This window comes from Jatrophihabitans sp. YIM 134969 (genome assembly GCF_054456675.1).
Genome location: NZ_JBTJEQ010000039.1, coordinates 14084 through 35146 on the forward strand (window position 1 = coordinate 14084; position 21063 = coordinate 35146).

Below are 21063 nucleotides of genomic sequence, written 5' to 3' on the forward strand. Positions count from 1 at the left end.
ATGACCGTGACCCAGGACTCCTCCGACCGCGCCCGCAGCGACGCCCGCCGGGCCGCGCGGGCGGTCAGGCTCGCCCGCGGCCAGGCCGCCGCCCCGCCGGCACCGGTCGACGACGACCCGCTCGACACCCCGCCGGCCGACCTCGCACCGCCCACCGCGGTCGCGCTGACCAAGCCCGCGACCGTCGAGGAACCCGACGACGTCGGCGACGTCGAGCTTCCCGTCACCGGCTCGGACGACACCGCGGCCGGTGACGCCGACGCCGACGACACGAGTGCGGACGGCGACGAGGCCGACGATGCCGGCGATGCCGACGATGACGGTGCCGACGATCAGGGCGGGGCGCCGACGCGGGCCCGGCGCCGGCCGCGCCGGGCGACCGTGCTGGCGACGGCGTTCGCGCTGCTGGCCGTGGTGTTCGTGGTCGTCGCGGCCGTCGTCCACGCGAACGCGCAGGACGACCGCACGACCTCACCGGCGGCCGCCCGCGACGCCGCGCTGCTGGCCGCCCGGCAGGAGATCGTCGTCCTCAACACGCTCGACTACCGCGACGTCGACGGCGGGCTGCAACGCTGGCTCGGCGCGACCACCGGCACCTTGCACGATCAGCTCGCCACCGTCAGCGACGCCGACAAGGCGGCCATCGCCCAGTCGAAGTCGGTCACGACCGCGTCGGTGCTCGCTGCCGCCGTCACCCAGGTCGACCCGGCGAACGGCGGGGCGACGGTCATCACCAGCATCCAGATCGACGTCCGACCCGCGACCGGGCAGGCGACCTCGAAGCGCAACCGGTTCTCCCTGACCATGACCCGTGTCGGCGACGTCTGGAAGATCGGCGCGGTGCAGCAGGTGCCGGTGAACGTCACGTGACCGCGCGTCGCGCCCTCGTGCCGGGGCTCATCACCCTGGTCGGGCTGCTGCTCGTCGCGGCCGGGATCGTCCTGCTCACGAAGTCCGGCGGTGGGGCCGGCGGGGACACGTCGAACCGGGCCCTCACCGACCAGGCCGAGACCACCCAGGTGATCGGGCAGGTCAGTCAGGCCCTCGACCAGGTGCTCAGCTACGACTACACGAAGCCCGCCGCGAGCGAGCAGGCCGCGGCGCAACTGCTGGTCGGGGACGCCTCGACCCAGTACCGGACGTTGTTCACGGCGTTGCAGAGCAAGGCCGACGGCCAGAAGCTCACGCTGGTCGCGACCACCCGCGTCGCCGGTGTCTCGAACCTCACCGCCGACGAGGCCGACCTGCTGGTGTTCCTCGACCAGAAGTCGACCCGCGCGAGCGACCAGGCCACCTCGACCTCCGCGGCGCAGATCCAGGTCACGGCCGTCAAACAGGGGTCGGACTGGAAGATCAGCGGCCTGCTCGCCCTCTGACGAAGCTCCCGAACAGGTGTTCGACACGGGCGTGAAGCGGGTAGGCCGGAGTCATGGCAGCGAAGGACGACGTCACCCGTAACGCCCAGCGCGACCCCGATGAGTGGGTCACGGGCGAGGAACCGGCCACCGGGCCGCAGCAGAGTTACCTCGGCACGCTGGCCCAGGAGGCCGGCGAGGAAGTCCCCGAGGACCTCACCAAGGCCGAGGCCAGCAAGGAGATCGACCGACTCCAGGAGGAGACCGGCCGCGGTCAGGGCACCTGAGTCACGCCCGGTGGGTCGGCCGCTGCGCGATCGGGCGTCGCCGGCCCACCGGACGCCGGTGCGGATCCGGATCCGGATCTGGATCTGGTCAGCGTCCGGCACGTGACTGATTCGGACATTCCTCGTTGAACGGGCACATCGTCACCTGCCGGAGGGACATCATGGCCCGCTCGACCCGCACCCGATCGCTCGCCGTCGTCGCGGCCACCGTGGCGGGGCTCGGCGCCGCGGCGTTCGCCGCGGCACCCGCGGCCACCGCCGGACCGACCTTCGCCCCGGAAGCCACCGCGACCCTGCACCCGGGGGTCATGGCCTACACCGCGGGCGCGCAGTGCACGACCAACTTCGTGTTCACCGATGCCGCCGGCGCGGTGTACCTCGGCTACGCCGCCCACTGCGCCGGAACGGGGGAGTCGACCGACACCGACGGCTGCGTCACGCCGTCGCTCCCGCTGGGCACGCCGGTGAGCTTCCGCGCGGGCGGGTCCCTCGTGAGTGAGGGCACCCGTCTCGGCGGCGGGACCCTCGCCTACTCCTCGTGGGCCACGATGGCGACCCGAGGCGAGACCGACGCCGACACCTGCGCCTACAACGACTTCGCGCTGGTCGAGGTCGACGCCGCGGACGTCAGCGGGGTCAACCCCACCGTCCCGTTCTACGGTGGCCCGGACGGCCTCGGCACCGGCACCACGGCGGGCGACACGATCCACACCTACGGCAACTCCTCGCTGCGGGCCGGCTTCTCGGTGTTGTCGCCCAAGGTCGGTACGAGCCTCGGCGACTCCGGTGGCGGCTGGTCGACCTCGCTCTACACCGTCAGCCCCGGCGTCCCCGGCGACTCCGGTTCGGGGTTCCTCGACTCCGACGGCAACGCCTTCGGGGTCCTCTCGACCCTCGCCCTCGCGCCGCTCCCGGCGTCGAACGGCGTGGGGAACCTGCGCAAGGAGCTGAGCTACGCGGGGGCCCACTCCGGCATCACCGGCCTCCAACTCGCCACCGGCACCCGCGCCTTCAGCCCGCTCGGCTGACCCGACCCGTCCCGACGCCCGGCCGAGACCCCCGCGGCCGGGCGTCGAGTCGAGGCCACGTGCCGGTGGCCGGGCGTCGTGCTGTCCGCCGTGAGAGAACGGCGGGAGCTGTCGGCAACAGCGGCAGCCCCCGATTCTGCTGGGTCGGGACGACACGCGTGCAGCCGGGGAGGCGACGCGGAGGCGGCCTCCGGAATGAGGTGGGGGGTCGTGAGGTTGAGCCGTTAGCACTCAACTCACGAGAGAAGACGAGCATGGCTGAAACCCTCACCCTGCCGGTGCTGGCGCTGACCGACCAGGTCGTGCTGCCCGGCATGGTCGTCCCCATCGAACTCGACGACGCGGCCCAGGCCGCGGTCGACGCCGCCCGCGCCGCCGGCGACGAGCGGCTCCTGCTCACCCCCCGCCTGCCCGACCGTCACGCCGCCGTCGGCGTCGTCGCGGAGATCGAGCAGATCGGCCGTCTCCCCGGAGGCGCCCGCGGAGCCGTCGTCCGCGCCACCGAGCGCGCCCGGATCGGCGCCGGCACCACCGGCCCCGGCGCGGCCCTCTGGGTCGAGGTCGAGGTCGTCGCACCGCACGAGCCCACGGGCAAGGAGCGCGAGCTCGCCGCCGAGTACAAGACGGTCGTCGTGTCGGTGCTCCAGCGCCGCAACGCCTGGCAGATCATCGACAACGTCCAGGCCATGACCGACCCGTCGGCGATCGCCGACATGTCGGGCTACGCCAGCTACCTCTCGGACGAGAAGAAGCGGGAGCTGCTCGAGACGACCGACGTCGCCGAGCGGCTGTCCAAGGCGCTGACCTGGACCCGTGAGCACCTCGCCGAGCTCGACGTCGCCGAGCGCATCCGCGACGACGTCCGCGAGGGCATGGACAAGACCCAGCGCGAGTTCCTGCTGCGTCAGCAACTCGCCGCCATCCGCAAGGAGCTGGGCGAGTCCGAGCCCGACGGCAGTGACGACTACCGCGCCAAGGTCGAGGCCGCCGAGCTGCCCGAGGCCGTGATGACCGCCGCCCTGCGCGAGGTCGACCGGCTCGAGCGCAGCAGCGACCAGAGCCCCGAGTCCGGCTGGATCCGCACCTGGCTCGACACCGTGCTCGAGCTCCCGTGGAGCACCCGCACCGAGGACACCCACGACCTGCTCGGCGCACGCGAGATCCTCGACGCCGACCACGAGGGCCTCGAGGACGTCAAGGACCGGATCGTCGAGTACCTCGCCGTGCGCGCCCGCCGCGCCGAGCGTGGCCTCGAGGTCGTCGGCGGACGCGGCAGTGGTGCCGTGCTCGCCCTGATCGGCCCTCCCGGCGTCGGCAAGACCTCCATGGGGGAGTCGGTCGCGCGGGCCCTCGGCCGCAACTTCGTGCGCGTCGCCCTCGGCGGGGTGCGGGACGAGGCCGAGATCCGTGGTCACCGGCGCACGTACGTCGGTGCGCTGCCCGGTCGCATCGTCCGGGCCATCAAGGAGGCCGGCTCCATGAACCCGGTCGTCCTGCTCGACGAGATCGACAAGGTCGGCTCGGACTTCCGCGGTGACCCCGCGGCGGCCCTGCTCGAGGTGCTGGACCCGGCGCAGAACCACACGTTCCGCGACCACTACCTCGACCTGGACCTCGACCTCTCCGACGTCGTGTTCCTCGCGACCGCCAACGTCGCCGACACCATCCCCGGCCCGTTGCTCGACCGCATGGAGCTCGTCAGCCTCGACGGTTACACCGAGGCCGAGAAGACCTCGATCGCCCGCAAGCACCTGCTGCCGCGACAGTTGCAGCGTGCAGCACTCGGTGCCGACGACGTCGTCATCACCGACGAGGTGCTGGCGCAGCTGGCCGGCGAGTACACCCGCGAGGCGGGCGTGCGGCAGCTCGAGCGGGCCGTGGCGAAGATCCTGCGCAAGGCGGCCACCAAGCTGGGCAGCGGCGACCCCGCGCCCGTCCTGGTCGACACCGACACGTTGAAGGACTTCCTCGGCCGGCCGCGGTTCACGCCGGAATCCGCCGAGCGCACCGCGGTTCCCGGTGTCGCCACCGGTCTCGCGGTCACGGGTGCGGGCGGTGACGTCCTGTTCATCGAGGCCGTCGTGCCGAGCACGCCGGACCCCGAGGCCAAGGGGGGTCTCTCGCTCACCGGTCAGCTCGGTGACGTCATGAAGGAGTCGGCCCAGATCGCGGTCAGCTACCTCAAGGCCCACGGGTCGGCGATCGACGGCATCACCGAGGCCGAGGTCGCGCAGCTGGGCAAGGGTGTCCACGTCCACTTCCCGGCGGGTGCGGTCCCGAAGGACGGCCCGTCCGCGGGCGTCACGATGGTGACGGCGCTGTCCTCGCTCATCACGGGGCGGCCGGTGCGGTCCGACGTCGGCATGACCGGTGAGGTCACGCTGAACGGCCGGGTCCTGCCGATCGGCGGCGTGAAGCAGAAGCTGCTCGCCGCCCACCGCGCCGGGCTGAAGACGATCTTCCTGCCGGCCCGCAACGGCCCGGACCTGGACGACGTCCCGGCCGACGTGCTGGAGCAGCTCGACGTGCACCTGGTCGACGACGTCGCCGACATCGTCGCCCTCGCGCTCGAGCCCGCGGCCACGGGGGAGCAGACCGCCCAGGTCGCTGCCTGAGTCCCACCGCTCTACCGATCGGGGAGCGTTGACCCGCTGATGCGGGGCCAACGCTCCCCGATCTGCGTCTGCGCCCAGGGAACCAGCAACCCGAACGTTGCTCCGAGCAACACTCCACCGACGACGTCGGACACCCAGTGCACGTTGAGGACGATGCGCGACGCGCCGACGACCACCGTGTAGCCGACGGCGACGACCGTGACCCAGGCGCGGGTGAGGAGCGCGATCGCCGCGACGGCGAGGAACGCGGCGCCCGCGGTGTGGCCGGAGGGGAACGAGCCGCCTGTCGCGGTGCTGAACCCGCCGCCGGGCCGCGGCCGGGCCACCAGGTCCTTGACCAGCGCCCGCACCAGCAGCGACACCAGTCCGGTGACGACCAGCGACACCGCGGCGACGGGTCGGTGGGCCCGCCACAGCACGGCTGCGAACAGCAGCACCAGCGCGTCGACCACCAGCGGGTGGCCGAGCCAGGTGACGACGCGGGTGACGTCGAGCAGGGTGGTCCGACCGGCGAGGTCGCGCACCCGGTTCGACACCGCGCCGTCGACCGACACGCTGAGCCACCGGGGCTCGAGCGCGACGACCACCGTGAGCGCGGCGAACAGCACCGCCAGCACGCCCGCCGCACGGGTCGCGGTCCGAGTCGGTTGCAGCACGCGCGTCACGGGTCGATCCTGCGCCGTCCGGGCGCGAGGCGCAGCACCTGCCGCCTCCACGCGCGGCGTCGGGAGGCCGGAGCCGGATCTCCGGCCGCACCGCTGACCCCACCGCTGGGCGTGTCACGAGCGGGAGGTGCAAGATCGGTCACGTCAGCGGGTACGACCGGTTACCGGCGGTTCCACATGTCGTTGCACCGAGGCAAGGTCGTCGAGACGCCGGCGGAGGAGATGGTCCACAGTGCTCGTGCCGATGTCGCCCGCGGACTCGATGTTCCTGATCGGGGAGACCCGTGAGCAGCCGATGCACGTCGGGGGGCTCGAGCTGTTCGACCCACCCGAGGGCGGCGACGGCTGGGACGCCCTGGCGCTCTACGAACGCCTGCGCGCCGAGCCCGTCCTCAACCCGCGCTTCCGCCGCCGGGCCCGGCGGTCGCTCACCACCGGTGGCCTGCCCGGCTGGTCGGAGGACGCCGACGTCGACCTCGACCACCACGTCCGGCACAGCGCGTTGCCCAAGCCCGGCCGGGTGCTGGAGTTGCTCGCCCTGGTCTCGCGGCTGCACGGCACGCCGCTCGACCGCAGCCGGCCGCTGTGGGAGTTCCACGTCATCGAGGGCCTCGCCGACGGCCGGCTCGCGATCTACACCAAGGTCCACCACTCGGTGATGGACGGCGTGTCGGCGATGCGGCTCGCGCAGGAGTGCCTGTCCACCGACGCCGAGGGCGTCTTCACCCCGCCGTGGGCGATCACCCGCAAGGCCCGGCCGGAGGCGCCGAAGGAGATCATCCACACCGACAGCAACCCGGTGCAGCAGCTGGTGGGGGCGGGGCAGACCGCGCTGCACCTGGCCGAGAACGCCGCGAGCCTGGCGCCGGCCCTCGCCACCACGCTGGTGCGCGGCATCCGCGGCGAGGCGGCGCCGGTGTCGTTCTCCGCGCCCCGCACGATCTTCAACACCTCGATCAGCGGCTCGCGGCGGTTCGCCGCCCAGGACTGGCCGTTGGAGCGGTTGCGACGGATCGCCAAGTCCGGCGACTACACGCTCAACGACGTCGTGCTCTCGATGTGCTCGGGCGCGCTGCGCAGCTACCTGCTCGACCTCAACGCGCTGCCCGACGCCCCGCTGATCGCGATGGTGCCGGTGTCACTGCGCGACGAGGACGGTGGCCGCGAGGGCAACGCCATCGGGATGACGATGTGCAACCTCGGCACCCACCTGCCCGACTCCGGCGACCGGCTCGACCACGTGCACCGGTCGATGGTCGAGGGCAAGGCCGCCCTCTCGGCGATGACGCCCGTGCAGATCCTCATGATGAGCGCGCTCGGGATCTCACCCATGGCGCTGAACCTGGTGTTCCCGCTGCAGGACGTCGCCCGGCCGCCGTTCAACCTCATCATCAGCAACGTGCCGGGCCCACGCACCCAGACCTACCTCGACGGCGGTGCCACCTCCGGCATGTACCCGCTCTCGATCCCGGTGCAGGGCCAGGCCCTCAACATCACCTGCACCACCTACGGCGACGACATCGGCTTCGGTCTGGTCGGCTGCCGGCGTCGCGTCCCGCACCTGCAGCGCCTGCTCGGCCACCTCGAGGACGAGGTCACCGCGCTGGAGCAGGCCGCGGGCGTCGCCTGATCCGGCGCTTCTCATGTGAGAAAAGTGCAGGGTTCGGTCGTTCGGATCGTCGTTGAACGACCAAACCCTGCACTTCTGTGAGTCCAGGCTCCGGCGTTCGCGCGGAGGTCAGGACGTGAGGGCGGAGGCGAGGGCGTCGGCTTCGTCGCGCAGCCACAGCTCGCGGCGGTGGATGACGTCGCCGATGCCCTCGTCCCACATGCGCGCCCACCCGCCGCCGAACCTCGCGGCGCGCTCCTGCATCGAGGCCCAGCTGCGGACGGCGGTGACGACCGCGAGCGGCACCACCAGCTCGCGCTCGGCGGGGGAGAGTCCGTAGGCGTCGACGAGCACCGCCGCCCGGTGCGCGGGGTCGATTCCCGCGAAGGCCGGGTCGCGATCGGCGGGCGCCGTCCAGCCCGCCCACCACAGCAGCAGGTTCACGACCTCGTCGACACGGGTCGAGGGCCGCAGGAGGTCGAAGTCGACGAGCGCCACGGCGGTGCCGTCGCGGAACACGGTGTTCTCCGGCGTGACGTCGCGGTGGCCGAGGAACCACGGTGGGGGACCGGGTTTGTCGGGCAGGCCGGGTCGGGTCGTGTCGGTCGGCTGCCCCGGTGGCAGGCCGAACCCCTCGAGCGCATCGTCGAGGCGACGCAGCAGCCGGGCGACCGAGACCCCCCGGTCCTCGTCGCCGACCCAGGCGGGCCACGGCCGTCCGGCGACCTCGCCCTCGACGTAGGTGAGGACCTCCCGGCCGCGGTCGTCCACGCCGAGCACCCGCGGGGCGCCGTCGAACCCCTCGCGCTCGAGGTGACGGAGGACGGCGTGGACGGTCGGGGTGTGGTCGCCGACCGGGCGGCGCACGGTGTCACCGACGCGCACCACGCCCTCGGTGACGTCGCCGCCCGGCAGCGGTACCTCGTGCTCGGTCACGGTGGGCCAGCCTAGGTCCGCGACCGTCCGGATCCGCCCCACGACGCGGGTGCCGACCCACCCCTCGGTTCGGTGTGAACGCCCACATCGACTCTTGACGCGCCCGACGAACCCCCCCAAGATGGGCGAACACCCACCAGGGCGAACGTTCGCGTGACCTGGCGCACGCCGCACGTCGCCCACCGCGAGGGGAGGCCCGCCGTGTACGTCTCGCTGAAGGACGTCGCCGCGCGGGCCGGCGTGAGCTTCCAGACCGCGAGCAAGGTCCTCAACGGTCGGCGGGGCGTGGCCGCGCCGGCGACCGTCGACCGCATCCACGCCGCCGCCACCGAGCTGGGCTACGTCCCGAACGGCCTGGCCCGGCAACTGGTCGGCGGGTCCACCGTCACCGTCGGCATCCTCGCCGACGACCTGGCCGACGTCGCGCTCTCCGGCTTCGTCGCGGGCGCCCAGGAGGAGTTCGCCGGCCAGGGACAGGCGGCGGTGCTGGTCGGGGTGCGTCCGGAGATCCCGACCACGACGTCGCTGCGCACGCTGCTCGAACGCCGGGTCGACGGCGTCCTCGTCGTCGCGCCCAGCCTCGAGGCCGACGGCACCCTCGCCGACGCGTTCCCCGCCACCCTGCCGCTGGTCAGCCTCAACCACCTGCCGGGGGTGGGGGCCGTGCTGCTCGGCTCCGACCACCGCCGCACCGGTGCCCTCGCCGCGGAGCACCTGCTCGACCTCGGCCACCGCGCGATCGGGGCGGTCACCGGCCCCGCCGAGCGCGAGGTGGTCCAGGCCCGTGACCGCGGCTTCCGGGACCGTCTCGACGAGGCCGGTGTCCCGCTGCCCGACGTCCGGGTGGCGACGGCGGACTGGACCCCTGCGGGCGCCTACGCCGCCGCCGGCGCCCTGCTCGACGCGGCACCGGACACCACCGCGCTGTTTGTGCACAACGACGTCATGGCCGCGGGCGTGCTGCGCCTGCTCGCCGACCGCGGCCTCGAGGTGCCGGCGCAGGTGTCGGTGATCGGGTGCGACGACCTCGAGGCGTCGGCCTACCTCGTCCCCGCCCTCACCACCGTGCACGTGCCGTTCGCCGAGACCGGTGCGCGTGCGGCCACCCTGCTGCTCGACCGCATCGCCGGCCGCGAGGTGCCGCGCCGGTTGCTGCTGCCCGTGCACCTGGTGGTCCGGGCCTCGACCGGGCCGTCGCCCGGACGCCCGCCGCCGCCCTGACCTCCGTACCCGCCGCCGTACCCGCCGCTCTCGACCCCCTGGCCGCCCGCCCGTCTTCCCATCGCAGTGAAGGACGTGTCCCGATGAGATCCCACCCCACCAGTCCACCTCCCGCCACCGGGATCCCGTTGTCGCGACGAGGTTTCCTCGGCGGCGCCGTCGCTCTCGGTGCCGGCGTGCTCGGCGCCGGCGCGTTGTCGGCCTGTTCGTCGCCCGTCGCCGCGGGCCTGTTCGGCTCGCAGGTCGACCCGGGCTCGATCGACTACTGGAACCTGTTCGGTGGCGGCGACGGTGTCCGCATGCAGGCCATGCAGGCGGGCTTCGAGCGGGCCAACCCGGAGATCGCGCTCCAGGCGGTGACCCTGGCCTGGGGCAACCCGTACTACACCAAGCTGGCGCTCGCGACCATCGGTGACAAACCGCCGAACGTCGCGGTCGCGCACCTGACCCGCATGAAGACCCTGCAGGCGGCGGGCCTGCTGACCGAACTGACCCCCGCCGACCTCACCGACCACGGCATGGACGCGAGCAACTTCAACGACACCGCGTGGCAGACCGGGCTGGTCGACGGTCGTGCCTACGCGATCCCGCTCGACACCCACCCGTTCGTCTGCTTCTACAACACCGACGTCTGCGAGAAGGCCGGACTGCTCGACAGTTCCGGCGTACTGAAGCCGCTCGACGGTGAGGACGCGTTCGTCGACGCCCTCACCCGGGCCAAGGAGGTCACCGGCCAGTACGGCGCGACCGTTGCAGCGGTCAACGAAACCTCCACGCCGTGGCGCATGTTCCAGTCGCTCTACAGCCAACTCGGCGGAGAAGTGCTCGCCGATTCCGGCACCAGGGTGGTGATCGACGACGACAAGGCCATGGAGGTCCTGCGGTTCATGAGCGGCCTGAACACCAAGGGCCTCATGCCGGGAACCCTCGACTACCAGGGGTCGATCGCGCTGTTCTCCGCCGGCCGCGCCGGGTTCTTCTTCCAGGGCGAGTGGGAGATCACGACGTTCCAGACGGCCAAGACCCCGTTCAGCATGACGACGTTCCCGAACGTCTACGGCGGCAGCGACGGCTACAAGGTGCAGGCCGATTCACACACGCTGGTCGTCCCGAAACGCAAGGGGATGTCCGCCGACGACCTCGACCGGTCGTTGGTGTTCATCCGCTCGCTGCTCGACCAGAGCAACACCTGGGCCGAGGGCGGGCACGTGCCCGCCTGGCTGCCGTACCGCGACAGCGACGAGTACAAGAAGCTCACCCCCCAGTCGCGGTACGCCGCGGCGGCCGACGCCGCGGTCTACGACCCCGACGGCTGGTACTCCGGATCGGGTTCCAACTTCGAGATCATCATCGGCGGCTCGGTCGGTGCGGTGATGAGCGGTGTGGCCACGCCCGCGAGCGGTCTGGCGCAGATCAAGGACAAACTCGGCGTCCTCTCGCGGACGGCGCCACCGACGTGACGCGCCACCACCTGACCCCCACGGGTCAAGCCGTCCAGCGCCCACCGCACCGACGCCCCCTCCGGGAGATCCCTGTGAGCACGACTCTCAGCCCGACCACCACACCCGTCGACACCGCCCGCCCGGTCGCGCCCCGGCCGCGCGGCGGCCGCGTCCGGTCCGACGGCCGGTCCGCGTTCTGGTTCCTCGCCCCGTTCGTGCTGCTGTACCTGCTGTTCGTCGTGGGCCCTGCGGTCTACGGCCTGGTGATGAGCTTCTTCGACACCAGCCTGGTCAAGTCCGGCCTCGGCAGCTTCGTGGGCTTCGACAACTACGTTGAGGCGTTCGGGTCGTCCGACTTCTGGTCGTCGATGTGGCACACGGTCCTGTTCACTCTGCTCACCACGCCGCCGTTGGTGGTGCTGTCGTTGGTGTTCGCGCTGCTCGTCGAGCGCGCCTCGCACGGCCGGTGGTTCTTCCGGCTGGCGTTCTTCGCGCCCTACATCCTGCCGTCGGCCGTCATGGCCCTCATCTGGATCTGGCTGTACACCCCCGGCCTGGGGTTGGCCTCGGCCGCGGTGGAGAAGGTCGGGCTGACCGCGCCCGGCTGGTTGGGCGACCCGAACTGGGCGATGGTCTCGATCGCGATGGCCACCGTCTGGTGGACGTTGGGGTTCAACTTCGTCCTGTACCTGGCGGGGTTGCAGGAGATCCCGCGTGAGCTGTACGAGTCCTCGGCGCTCGACGGCGCGAGCACCGTGCAACAGATCCGCCGGATCACCATCCCGCTGCTGAAGCGGACCACGACCCTGGTGGTGGTGCTGCAGGTCATCGCGTCGCTCAAGGTCTTCGACCAGATGTACATCATGACCGCGGGCGGGCCGAACTTCAGCACCCGGCCGGCGCTCGAGTACATCTACGACGTCGGGTTCACCGACTTCCGCGTCGGGTACGGCGCGGCCGCGTCGACCCTCTACTTCGTCCTGGTCCTGCTCGTCTCCGCCGTCTGGTTCATCCAGACGCGTCGCTCCGAGGGAGAGGTCTGACATGGCCACCGTCATCACCGACAAGCCGGTCCCCGAGGGCCGCACCCGCGCCTCGGGCGCCATGGCGGTGTCCGGCTCGAAGCTGTTCAACCGGGTCTGTCTCGGCGTCATGATCGCGTTCGCGATCATCTGGCTGGTCCCGCTGCTGTGGGCGCTCGACACCGCGCTGAAGCCCAACGGCGAGACCGCCGAGCTCCCGGTGACGTGGTGGATCAAGAACCCGACCCTCGACTCGTTCGGGTCGATCCTGTCGCAGGGCGACATCTGGCACTGGTACGCCTCGAGCCTCATCACCTCGGGGGCCACGGCGCTCCTGACCGTGGTGACCGCGAGCCTCGCGGCGTTCGCGCTGTCACGGCTGAACTTCCGCTACCGCGGTGCGATGCTGGGCTTCATCCTCGCCGGGATCCTCATCCCGAGCCAGGTGCTCATCGTGCCGCTGTTCCGCGAGATCGGATCGATGGGCCTGCTCAACACCTACTGGGCCGTCATCCTGCCGCAGGTGCCGACCGCGATCGCGGTGTTCGTCTTCAAGCAGTTCTTCGACGGCCTGCCCAAGGAGTTGGAGGAGGCCGCCCGCATCGACGGCGCGAGCACCTGGCGGATCTACCGCACGGTCGCGATGCCCTTGACGCGCCCGGCGATCGCGGCGGTCTCGATCTTCACCTTCATCTGGTCGTGGAACAACCTGCTCTGGCCGTTGCTGGTGCTGTCGAACCCCAAGCTCATGACCATCCCCGTCGGTCTTGCGACCGTGCAGGGCAACTTCGGCATCCGCTACGCCGACACCATGGCGGCCGCGCTGCTCGGCGCGCTGCCGCTCATCGCGTTGTTCCTGTTCTTCCAACGGCAGATCGTCGAGGGCGTCGCGGGGACCGGCCTCAAGGGCTGACCCGCACCGCCCCGACGAACCACCCGTTCCGTCTCTCTCCTCGAGGAGTCCTGTGCACCACAGCCACGTCGCCATCGACCCGTCCCTGCCCGTCAGCGAGGTGGACCCGCGGGTCTACGGGTCGTTCGTCGAGCACATGGGCCGGTGCGTCTACACCGGGATCTACGAACCCGGCCACGACACCGCCGACGAACACGGTTTCCGCGCCGACGTCGCCGACCTCGTCACCGAGCTTGACGTGCCGATCGTGCGCTACCCCGGCGGGAACTTCGTCTCGGGCTACCGGTGGGAGGACGGCATCGGCCCGAAGGAGGAGCGGCCGGTGCGCCTCGACCTCGCGTGGCACTCGATCGAGACCAACCAGGTCGGCGTCCACGAGTTCATGGGGTGGGCCCAGCGGGTCGGCACCGAGCCGATGATGGCGGTCAACCTCGGCACCGGGACGGTCGACGACGCCCGCCGGTTGGTCGAGTACTGCAACCACCCGGGCGGCACGCAACTCTCCGACCTCCGCCGCCGCAACGGTTCCTCCGACCCGTTCGGCATCAAGGTGTGGTGCCTGGGCAACGAACTCGACGGCCCCTGGCAGATCGGCCACAAGACCGCCCACGAGTACGGCCGCATCGCCCGCGAGGCCGGCAAGGTCATGCGGTGGGTCGACCCGTCCATCGAACTGGTGGCGGTGGGCAGCTCGAACCGGCGCATGCCCACCTTCGGGGCGTGGGAGGCCACGGTCCTGGAGGAGACCTACGACGTGGTCGACCACCTGTCGCTGCACAGCTACTACGAGGAACGCAAGCGTGACCGCGACAGCTTCCTCGCCGCAGCGGTCGAGCTCGACCGGTTCATCGAGGAGGCCGTCGCGACCGCCGACTTCGTCAAGGCCAAGGGACGGCACCGCAAGACGATGACGCTCTCGGTCGACGAGTGGAACGTCTGGTACCAGACCCGGTTCGCCGACCAGGGGGACCCGACCGAGTGGACCGAGGCGCCCCGCCTCATCGAGGACACGTACTCGGTCACCGACGCCGTGGTCGTCGGCGACCTGATGATCTCGCTGCTCAAGCACGCCGACCGGGTCAAGATCGGCTGCCTCGCGCAGCTGGTCAACGTCATCGCCCCGATCCGGTCCGAACCGGACGGGCCGTCGTGGCGCCAGACCACCTTCCACCCGTTCGCACTGACGTCCGCCCACGGCCGTGGCACCGTGCTGCACACCGTGCCCACCGGCGACCGGCACGAGACGGCGTGGATGGGGGAGGTCCCGCTCCTGGACATGGTCGCTGTGCACCACCCCGAGGACGGCTCGGTGTCGGTGTTCGCCGTCAACCGCGCGCAGCACGACCAGCACACCCTCGACCTCGACGTCCGCGCGCTCGGGGGAACCGTCGTCGCCGAACACGTCGCGGTCCACGACGACGACCCCGACGCCGTCAACTCGGCGGCCGAACCGGACCGGGTGACGCCGCGGCGGCACGACGACGTCCACGCCGACGGCGGAACGGTGTCGGTCGTGCTGCCACCGTTGTCGTGGAACATGCTCACGCTGCGGCCCGCGTAGGGCCGGCGGCCGTAGGGTCGCGGTATGGGCCCGGTCGACCTCAACGCGGACCTGGGCGAGTCGTTCGGGCGCTGGACCCTCGGCGACGACGACGCCCTGCTCCCGCTGGTCACCAGCGCGAACGTGGCGTGCGGGTTCCACGCCGGTGACCCGACCACGCTGCGCCGGACCTGCGTCAACGCCGTGCGCGCGGGCGTCTCGATCGGCGGCCAGGTCTCGTACCGCGACCTGGCCGGGTTCGGGCGCCGGTTCGTCGACGTCAGCCCGACCGACCTGGCCGCGGACGTCCTGTATCAACTCGGCGCGCTCGACGGCCTGGCCCGCGCGGCGGGTGGCCGCGTGACCTACCTCAAGCCGCACGGAGCGTTGTACCATGCAACGATCAGCCACGGCGCCCAGGCGGGTGCCGTCCTCGACGCCCTCGAGGCGTACGACGACACCCTGGCCGTGCTCGGTCTGCCCGGGTCGTTGCTGCTGGCCGAGGCCGAGCGCCGGGGTGTCCGCACGGTGACCGAGGCCTTCGCCGACCGTGCGTACCGCCCTGACGGCACGTTGGTGCCGCGCGGCGAGGTCGGCGCCGTGCTGGAGGACCCGGACGAGATCGCCGCCCGGGTGGTCCGGCTCGCGACCGAGGGGCGGGTGACCGCGGTGGACGGATCGGACGTCGTGGTCGTCGCACGGTCGGTGTGCCTGCACGGCGACACACCGGGCGCCGTGGCCATCGCGGCCGCGGTCCGGAGGGCTCTCGACGCGGCCGGGGTGGGCGTCGCCGCGTTCGCGTGAGGCGCCCTGGGATGATGTCCCTGTGACGTCGGGGATGGTGGCTGAGGAACTGGCCACCGAGCAGGTCCACGTCGACGTCCTCTACTCCAAACTCGACCAGCTGCGGATCGAGGCGGCCGCGGCGCTCGACCGTGTGGCCCGCAGCAGCACAGCCAACACGCCGGCGGCCCGTACCGAGCGTGACGCGTTCATGCGCCTGTACGCCGAGCGGGTCCGCACCCTGGCCGCGGTCGAGGACCGGCTGTGCTTCGGGCGCCTCGACCTCGCCGAGGGCCGGCGCCGGTACGTCGGGCGCATCGGCATCTCCGACGACGACCGCCGCGAGCTGCTCGTCGACTGGCGGGCACCTGCCGCCGAGCCGTTCTACCAAGCCACCGCCCTGCGACCGGACGGCGTGCTGCGCCGCCGTTCGATCACCACCGTCGACCGCGCCGTCACGGGAGTCCAGGACGAGGTGCTCGACCTCGAGGGCTTCGAGCGCGACGGTGTCGACGGCGGCCACGTCGTGGTCGGCGAGGGCGCGCTCTACGCGAGCCTCGACGCCGCCCGCTCCGGCCGGATGCGCGACATCGTCGCCACCATCCAGGCCGACCAGGACCGGGTCATCCGGGCGCCGCTGCCGGGTGTGCTCGTGGTGCAGGGCGGGCCCGGTACGGGCAAGACCGCCGTCGCGTTGCACCGCACGGCCTTCCTGCTCTACGCCAACCGCGACCGCATCGCCCGCTCCGGCGTGCTGCTGGTCGGGCCGAACCGGGTGTTCCTGCGCTACATCGACCAGGTGCTCCCCTCGCTCGGTGAGGCCGACGCCGTCGTCATGTCGACACCGGGGGAGCTGTACCCCGGGGTGGTGGCCACGGCGGTCGACGCCGACGCCGTCGTGGCGCTCAAGGGCGACCTGCGGATGGCTGCGGTGATCGCCGAGGCCGTCCGACGCCGCCAGCGGATCCCAGCCCGGTCCGTGTCGCTCGACGTCGAGGGCACGACGCTCACGCTGCAGCCGCACGACGTCAAGGAGGCCCGCGAGCGGGCCCGGCGCACCCGGTCGCCCCACAACGTGGCCCGGTCGACGTTCGTGGCCGAGGTCCTGCGCCGTCTGGTGCGCCAGCTCGCCGACCGGCGCGGCGAGGAGTTGGACCAGGAGACCCGCGCCTCGCTCATGGCCGAGCTGTTCGGCTCCCGCGACGTCCGGCGCGAGGTGAACTGGTGCTGGGCGCCGATCACCCCCGAGCGCCTCGTCCGCGACCTGTACGCGCTGCCCGAACGACTCGGGGAGGCCGCGGGGCGGTTGTCCCGGGCCGAGCGGGCGTTGCTGCACCGCGAGCGGACCGCGCCGTGGACCCTCGCCGACGTCCCCCTGCTCGACGAGGCCGCGGAACTGCTCGGCGAGGACGACTCCGCCGACCAGCGCGAGCAGGCCCGCGCCGACGCGGAGCGCAAGCAGGAGGTCGAGTACGCCCGCCAGGTCCAGGACACCTTCGGCGGGGCGGAGATGGTGTCGGCCGAGGACCTCGCCTCGCGCTACGTCGGCGGACGGGCACTGGGCAGCGTCGCCGAGCGGGCCGGCGCGGACCGCGGGTGGGCCTACGGGCACATCGTGGTCGACGAGGCCCAGGAGTTGTCACCCATGGCCTGGCGCCTGCTCATGCGGCGCTGCCCCACGCGGTCGCTCACCGTGGTCGGCGACGTCGCGCAGACCGGCTCGGCCGCCGGCGCGAGCTCGTGGGCCGAGGTGTTGCGCCCGCACGTCGAGGACCGGTTCACCGAGGCCGAGCTCACGGTCAACTACCGCACGCCGGAGCAGGTCATGGACCTCGCCGCCTCGGTCCTCGCCGCGGCCGGGTCGACGGCCAAGGCCCCGACGTCGGCGCGGGTCGGGCGCCACGACCCGGAGGCGACCGCGTTGCCGGCCGAGGACACCGCGGCGCTCGGCGCGATCGCGGACGTCGTCGCCCGGGAACACCAGATCACCGGCGAGGGCACGGTCGTGGTCATCACCCCGCGCGGCGAGCACGCCGCCATCGTCGCGGCCGTCACCGCCGCTCTGCCCGCGGGTCTGGTCACCGCCGACACCAACGCCCTCGGTTCACCGGTCTCGGTGCTGACCGTCGCCGACGCCAAGGGCCTCGAGTTCGACGGCGTCGTGCTGGTGGAGCCCGCGGCGCTGGTCGCGGAATCCCCCCGCGGCATCAACGATCTCTACGTCGCCATGACCCGCCCCACCCAGCGCCTGCACGTCGTCCACCGGCAGCCCCTGCCGCCGGGCCTCACCCTCTAGCCCGCGGCGAGGGCGGCGGCGAGTGCCTCCCGGTCCAGCACGGTGACGGTGAGGTTCGGGTGGCGGATCAGGCCGAGTGGGTCGATGCCGCGGACCGGCTCGTGGAACCGGATCATCAGGCCCTGACGCCCGGTGGTGGCGAAGGTCAGGCCGCGGTCGGAGAACGTCAGGTGCGCGGGGCCGGCCGTCTTCACGACGTGGAACGGCCCGGAGAACTCGGTCGAGGCGATGTTGGTCAGCGCGGTGTCGACGGTCCACGGCCCGAAGCGGGCGACCATCCGACCGTCCCCGACCGTCACGCGCGCGGCGTCGGCCCGCACCCCGAACGGCAGAGCGGCCAGGGCGTAGGAGCGGTCGACGTCGAAGCGGAACGTGGGCACGTCGTCAGCCTGCCCAGGATCAGCCGGGATCCCCGAGGCGCCGCACGCTGTCGACCATGAGGTCCCAGAACCGGCCGACGTCGACGGCGCGGGCGACCTCGACGTTCGGGGGCGTGTCGACCACACCGTCGAGGTCGACCACGGTCATGCCGCGGGTGTGCCGGCCGTCGAGCTCGATGTCGACACGACAGTGGTGCCAGACCAGCCAGTCCGGGTGCACCACGGCGAGCACCGCGAGCGGGTCGTGCAGCGGCGCACCCGGCATCCCGAACTTGGTGCGGTAGCTGTCGGCGTAGAACGTCAGCAGGTCCGCGCCGATCCAGCCGAGGTCGGTGTCGGTGGCGCGGAACCGGTCGAGGACGTCGGGGGTGGCGAGCACCGTGTGGGTGACGTCGAGCCCGACCATCTTCAGTGGCAGGCCACTGCCGAACACGATCGCCGCCGCCTCGGGGTCGGCCCAGATGTTGAACTCCGCCGCCGGGGTGACGTTCCCGCGCAGCGCGCTGCCGCCCATGAGGCTGATCCCGCTGACGTTCGCGAGGGTCTCGGGGTGGTCGCGGATGAGCGTGGCGACGTTGGTCAGGGGCGCCGTGGCCACGATGGTCACGGGCTGATCGCTGGCCCCGATCGTCTCGACCAGCTGCTCGACGGCCGGAAGGGGTGACAGTGCAACGGTCGGCTCGGGCAGGTCGGCGCCGTCGAGCGCGGACTCGCCGTGGATGTCCTCGGCACCGTGCGCGTCACCGGCGAGGGGCCTCTCGGCCCCCTCGGCGACGACGACGTCGATGCCGGCCAGCGTGCACACCCGCCGTGCGTTGAGCGTGACCTTGTCGACCGGTCCGTTGCCCGACACCGTCGTGATCGCGAGCAGGTCGAGGTCCGGGTGGGCCGCGGCCAGCAGGATCGCGAAGGCGTCGTCGTGGCCGGGGTCGCAGTCGAGGACGACGGGTGTGCGGCTCATGCCGGTGGGCTCAGTTCACGCCGAGCAGGTCGATGACGAACACCAGCGTCCGGCCCGAGAGCCGGTGGCCGCCGCCGGCGGGGCCGTAAGCCTGCTCCGGCGGGATCACCAGCTCGCGACGGCCGCCGACCTTCATGCCGGGGATCCCGTCCTGCCAGCCCTGGATCAGGCCCGCGAGGGGGAAGTCGATGGGGGCGCCGCGGTCCCACGAGGCGTCGAACTGCTCGCCGGTGTCGTACTCGACGCCGACGTAGTGCACCGTCACCTGGGCGCCGGGAACGGCCTCCGCGCCGTCGCCGACGGTGATGTCGCGGATCACGAGCTGGGTCGGCGCCGGGCCGTCCGGGCGGTCGATCGTGGGTTTGCTCATCTCGGTCATGCACCCCATCGAACACGACGCCCGGCACTGGAGTCGCCGCACCCGTCCGACCGCACTAGCGTCACCCGCCGTGGCCGCCGACCCCTCCGTGTTCGACGGCCGCCTGGCCGAGTGGGCCGCCTACCAGCAGACGCCGTGGGGGCGGATCCGCTACGCGGTGGTGGCGCACACCCTGGACGTCGTCGTCGGTGACGCGCGCGGGCTACGCGTGCTCGACGTCGGCGGGGGAGACGGCCGTGACGCCCTGCACCTGGCCGGCCGGGGCCACGACGTCACCGTGCTCGACCCGTCGGCCGCCCTGCTGGACCAGGCGAACGCAGCCGCGACCGCTGCAGGCTGCAACGATCGGCTGACGACGGTCGAGGCGGGCATCGACGACCTGCGCACCCTCGACCTCGGCGAGTTCGACCTCGTCCTGTGCCACAACGTGTTGCAGTACCGGGAGGACCTGCGCCGCAGCGTCGGTGCGGTGGTCGCCATGGCCGACTCCGGCGCGCTCATCTCCCTGCTGAGCCCCAACCCGGCCGCCGAGGTGCTCGGAGGTGTGGTCCGTGGCGGGGACCCGGCGGCGGCGCTCGCGTCGCTCGACGACCCCACCGGCCGGTCGGAGACGTTCGACCACCAGGTCGCCCGCATCGACGTCGACGCCGCCCACAGCGCGCTGGTCGGCGCCGGGTGCGAACTGGTCCACCGCTTCGGGATCCGCTGCGTGACCGACTACGTCCGCGACGACGCCCGCAAGGCCGACCCCGACTACTTCGCGGCGCTGGCTGATCTCGAGATCGCCCTGTGCGACCGCGAGCCCTACCTGCGCACGGCCCGCTTCTGGCAGCTCGTGGGCCGCAGCTTCTGAGCACCCGCGACACGACGGTCGACACGCGACGGCTGGGCGCTGGAACCGTGCCGCGGAGGCCGACCGGCACGGTTCCGGCGCCCCGTCGTCGGATTGGCTCGGCTCAGTCCAGCGCGAGCCGGTACCCGCGCTTCACCACCGTCTGCACGATGAGGGGGTCGCCGAGCGCGACCCGCAGGCGGCTCACCGCGACCTCGACCGCGTGGGCGCCGGCGTGTCCGGCGCTGGGGAGCACGACCAGCAGGTCCTCGCGTGGGACGACCCGGCCGGGGTCGGCCGCGAGGCGCACCAGCAGGGCGCGGGCGGCGGTGCCGAGGTCGAGGACACGGCCGTCGAGCCGGACCTCGGTGTCGTCGATCTCGAGACGGTGTCCGGCGAGGGAGAGCGTCACGGGCCGCTCAGGCGGCCGGCACGGCGACCTCGACCGCGCCGTCCGTGACCCGGACGGGGAACGGCGTCACCGACGCGCACCCGTCGACGCACGTGCCGCGGGCGAGTTCGAACTGCCGACCCGAGGCGACCGCGACCACGGTCGGGACGTCGCGCCGTGACGCGAGACGACCGGCCGAGAGGGCGCCGGCGCGGGCCTCCGGTCCGGCGTGGGGGTCGACGTCGGAGAGGGCGAACAACTCGCCGTCGTGCGTGCGGAACAGGGCGACGGCGTGGCCGCCCACGTGCAGGCCGATCGCCTGTCCGCGGGCGGGTTCGGCGGCGGAACACACTGGACTCCACCGGACGTCGGTGCGGGTCGTCGTGGCGGTCATCGGCGGCCTCTCTC

21 protein-coding genes are annotated in these 21063 nt (G+C 72.4%); 14 read left to right on the plus strand and 7 right to left on the minus strand.

The window, feature by feature from the left end:
* From ACXR2U_RS17965 to lon, 5 genes are all read left to right on the plus strand, one after another.
* Entirely contained in the window at positions 1-870 is an 870-nt protein-coding gene (locus ACXR2U_RS17965) for a hypothetical protein (RefSeq protein WP_458826442.1), read from the plus strand.
* On the plus strand, positions 867-1376 hold the full coding sequence (locus ACXR2U_RS17970) for a hypothetical protein (protein WP_458826443.1): 510 nt from the start codon (positions 867-869) through the stop codon (positions 1374-1376). Before ACXR2U_RS17965 ends, ACXR2U_RS17970 begins: the two co-directional genes overlap by 4 nt.
* A gap of 53 nt (positions 1377-1429) precedes the next feature.
* A complete protein-coding gene (locus tag ACXR2U_RS17975; RefSeq protein WP_458826444.1) occupies positions 1430-1642 on the plus strand; it encodes a DUF3072 domain-containing protein in 213 nt (70 codons plus the stop codon).
* 161 nt (positions 1643-1803) lie between these two features.
* Entirely contained in the window at positions 1804-2670 is an 867-nt protein-coding gene (locus ACXR2U_RS17980) for a hypothetical protein (RefSeq protein ID WP_458826445.1), read from the plus strand.
* A 254-nt stretch (positions 2671-2924) separates the two neighbouring features.
* Complete coding sequence (gene lon / locus ACXR2U_RS17985; protein WP_458826446.1) at positions 2925-5285, plus strand: endopeptidase La; 2361 nt, start codon at positions 2925-2927, stop codon at positions 5283-5285.
* Between the two features lie 11 nt (positions 5286-5296).
* Here lon and ACXR2U_RS17990 read toward each other — a convergent pair whose 3' ends face one another.
* Positions 5297-5950: a phosphatase PAP2 family protein gene (locus ACXR2U_RS17990; protein ID WP_458826447.1), complete on the minus strand. Its 654-nt coding sequence runs from the start codon at positions 5948-5950 to the stop codon at positions 5297-5299.
* Positions 5951-6182: 232 nt separating this feature from the next.
* Between ACXR2U_RS17990 and ACXR2U_RS17995 the strand changes: the two genes are divergently transcribed.
* Positions 6183-7580 carry a WS/DGAT/MGAT family O-acyltransferase gene (locus ACXR2U_RS17995; protein WP_458826448.1) on the plus strand — a complete coding sequence of 466 codons (1398 nt, stop codon included), beginning with the start codon at positions 6183-6185 and terminating at the stop codon, positions 7578-7580.
* Positions 7581-7688: 108 nt separating this feature from the next.
* Here ACXR2U_RS17995 and ACXR2U_RS18000 read toward each other — a convergent pair whose 3' ends face one another.
* Positions 7689-8495, minus strand: coding sequence for a phosphotransferase (locus tag ACXR2U_RS18000; protein WP_458826449.1), 807 nt, complete (start codon positions 8493-8495; stop codon positions 7689-7691).
* 153 nt (positions 8496-8648) lie between these two features.
* Between ACXR2U_RS18000 and ACXR2U_RS18005 the strand changes: the two genes are divergently transcribed.
* The 7 genes from ACXR2U_RS18005 to ACXR2U_RS18035 all read left to right on the plus strand — a co-directional run bounded on the left by ACXR2U_RS18005 (position 8649) and on the right by ACXR2U_RS18035 (position 17712).
* Entirely contained in the window at positions 8649-9716 is a 1068-nt protein-coding gene (locus tag ACXR2U_RS18005) for a LacI family DNA-binding transcriptional regulator (protein ID WP_458826450.1), read from the plus strand.
* 83 nt (positions 9717-9799) lie between these two features.
* Complete coding sequence (locus ACXR2U_RS18010) at positions 9800-11176, plus strand: extracellular solute-binding protein (RefSeq protein WP_458826451.1); 1377 nt, start codon at positions 9800-9802, stop codon at positions 11174-11176.
* Between the two features lie 74 nt (positions 11177-11250).
* Positions 11251-12201 carry a carbohydrate ABC transporter permease gene (locus ACXR2U_RS18015; protein WP_458826452.1) on the plus strand — a complete coding sequence of 317 codons (951 nt, stop codon included), beginning with the start codon at positions 11251-11253 and terminating at the stop codon, positions 12199-12201.
* Between the two features lies 1 nt (position 12202).
* The gene (locus tag ACXR2U_RS18020; protein ID WP_458826453.1) at positions 12203-13093 is read left to right on the plus strand and encodes a carbohydrate ABC transporter permease; all 891 of its coding nucleotides are present in this window, start codon (positions 12203-12205) and stop codon (positions 13091-13093) included.
* A gap of 52 nt (positions 13094-13145) precedes the next feature.
* Positions 13146-14654, plus strand: coding sequence for an arabinosylfuranosidase ArfA (arfA, locus tag ACXR2U_RS18025; protein ID WP_458826454.1), 1509 nt, complete (start codon positions 13146-13148; stop codon positions 14652-14654).
* 24 nt (positions 14655-14678) lie between these two features.
* Positions 14679-15437, plus strand: coding sequence for a LamB/YcsF family protein (locus ACXR2U_RS18030; protein ID WP_458826455.1), 759 nt, complete (start codon positions 14679-14681; stop codon positions 15435-15437).
* A gap of 22 nt (positions 15438-15459) precedes the next feature.
* Positions 15460-17712 carry a HelD family protein gene (locus ACXR2U_RS18035; RefSeq protein WP_458826456.1) on the plus strand — a complete coding sequence of 751 codons (2253 nt, stop codon included), beginning with the start codon at positions 15460-15462 and terminating at the stop codon, positions 17710-17712.
* On the opposite strand, the gene ACXR2U_RS18040 is transcribed toward ACXR2U_RS18035, so the two are convergent.
* From ACXR2U_RS18040 to ACXR2U_RS18050, 3 genes are read right to left on the minus strand one after another with little or no spacing between them, the layout of a single operon-like run.
* Complete coding sequence (locus tag ACXR2U_RS18040; protein WP_458826457.1) at positions 17709-18092, minus strand: hypothetical protein; 384 nt, start codon at positions 18090-18092, stop codon at positions 17709-17711. The two genes, ACXR2U_RS18035 and ACXR2U_RS18040, sit on opposite strands and share 4 nt — an antisense overlap.
* 19 nt (positions 18093-18111) lie before the next feature.
* Complete coding sequence (locus ACXR2U_RS18045) at positions 18112-19053, minus strand: nucleoside hydrolase (RefSeq protein WP_458826458.1); 942 nt, start codon at positions 19051-19053, stop codon at positions 18112-18114.
* A gap of 10 nt (positions 19054-19063) precedes the next feature.
* Positions 19064-19432 carry an FKBP-type peptidyl-prolyl cis-trans isomerase gene (locus ACXR2U_RS18050; protein ID WP_458826459.1) on the minus strand — a complete coding sequence of 123 codons (369 nt, stop codon included), beginning with the start codon at positions 19430-19432 and terminating at the stop codon, positions 19064-19066.
* A gap of 70 nt (positions 19433-19502) precedes the next feature.
* On the opposite strand from ACXR2U_RS18050, the gene ACXR2U_RS18055 reads away from it, so the two are divergent.
* A complete protein-coding gene (locus ACXR2U_RS18055) occupies positions 19503-20285 on the plus strand; it encodes a methyltransferase domain-containing protein (RefSeq protein WP_458826460.1) in 783 nt (260 codons plus the stop codon).
* A gap of 103 nt (positions 20286-20388) precedes the next feature.
* Here ACXR2U_RS18055 and ACXR2U_RS18060 read toward each other — a convergent pair whose 3' ends face one another.
* On the minus strand, positions 20389-20676 hold the full coding sequence (locus ACXR2U_RS18060) for a winged helix-turn-helix domain-containing protein (RefSeq protein WP_458826461.1): 288 nt from the start codon (positions 20674-20676) through the stop codon (positions 20389-20391).
* 7 nt (positions 20677-20683) lie between these two features.
* Positions 20684-21049, minus strand: a complete 366-nt coding sequence (locus tag ACXR2U_RS18065; RefSeq protein ID WP_458826462.1) for a nitrite reductase (NAD(P)H) small subunit — start codon at positions 21047-21049, stop codon at positions 20684-20686.
* Positions 21050-21063: the final 14 nt, after the last annotated feature.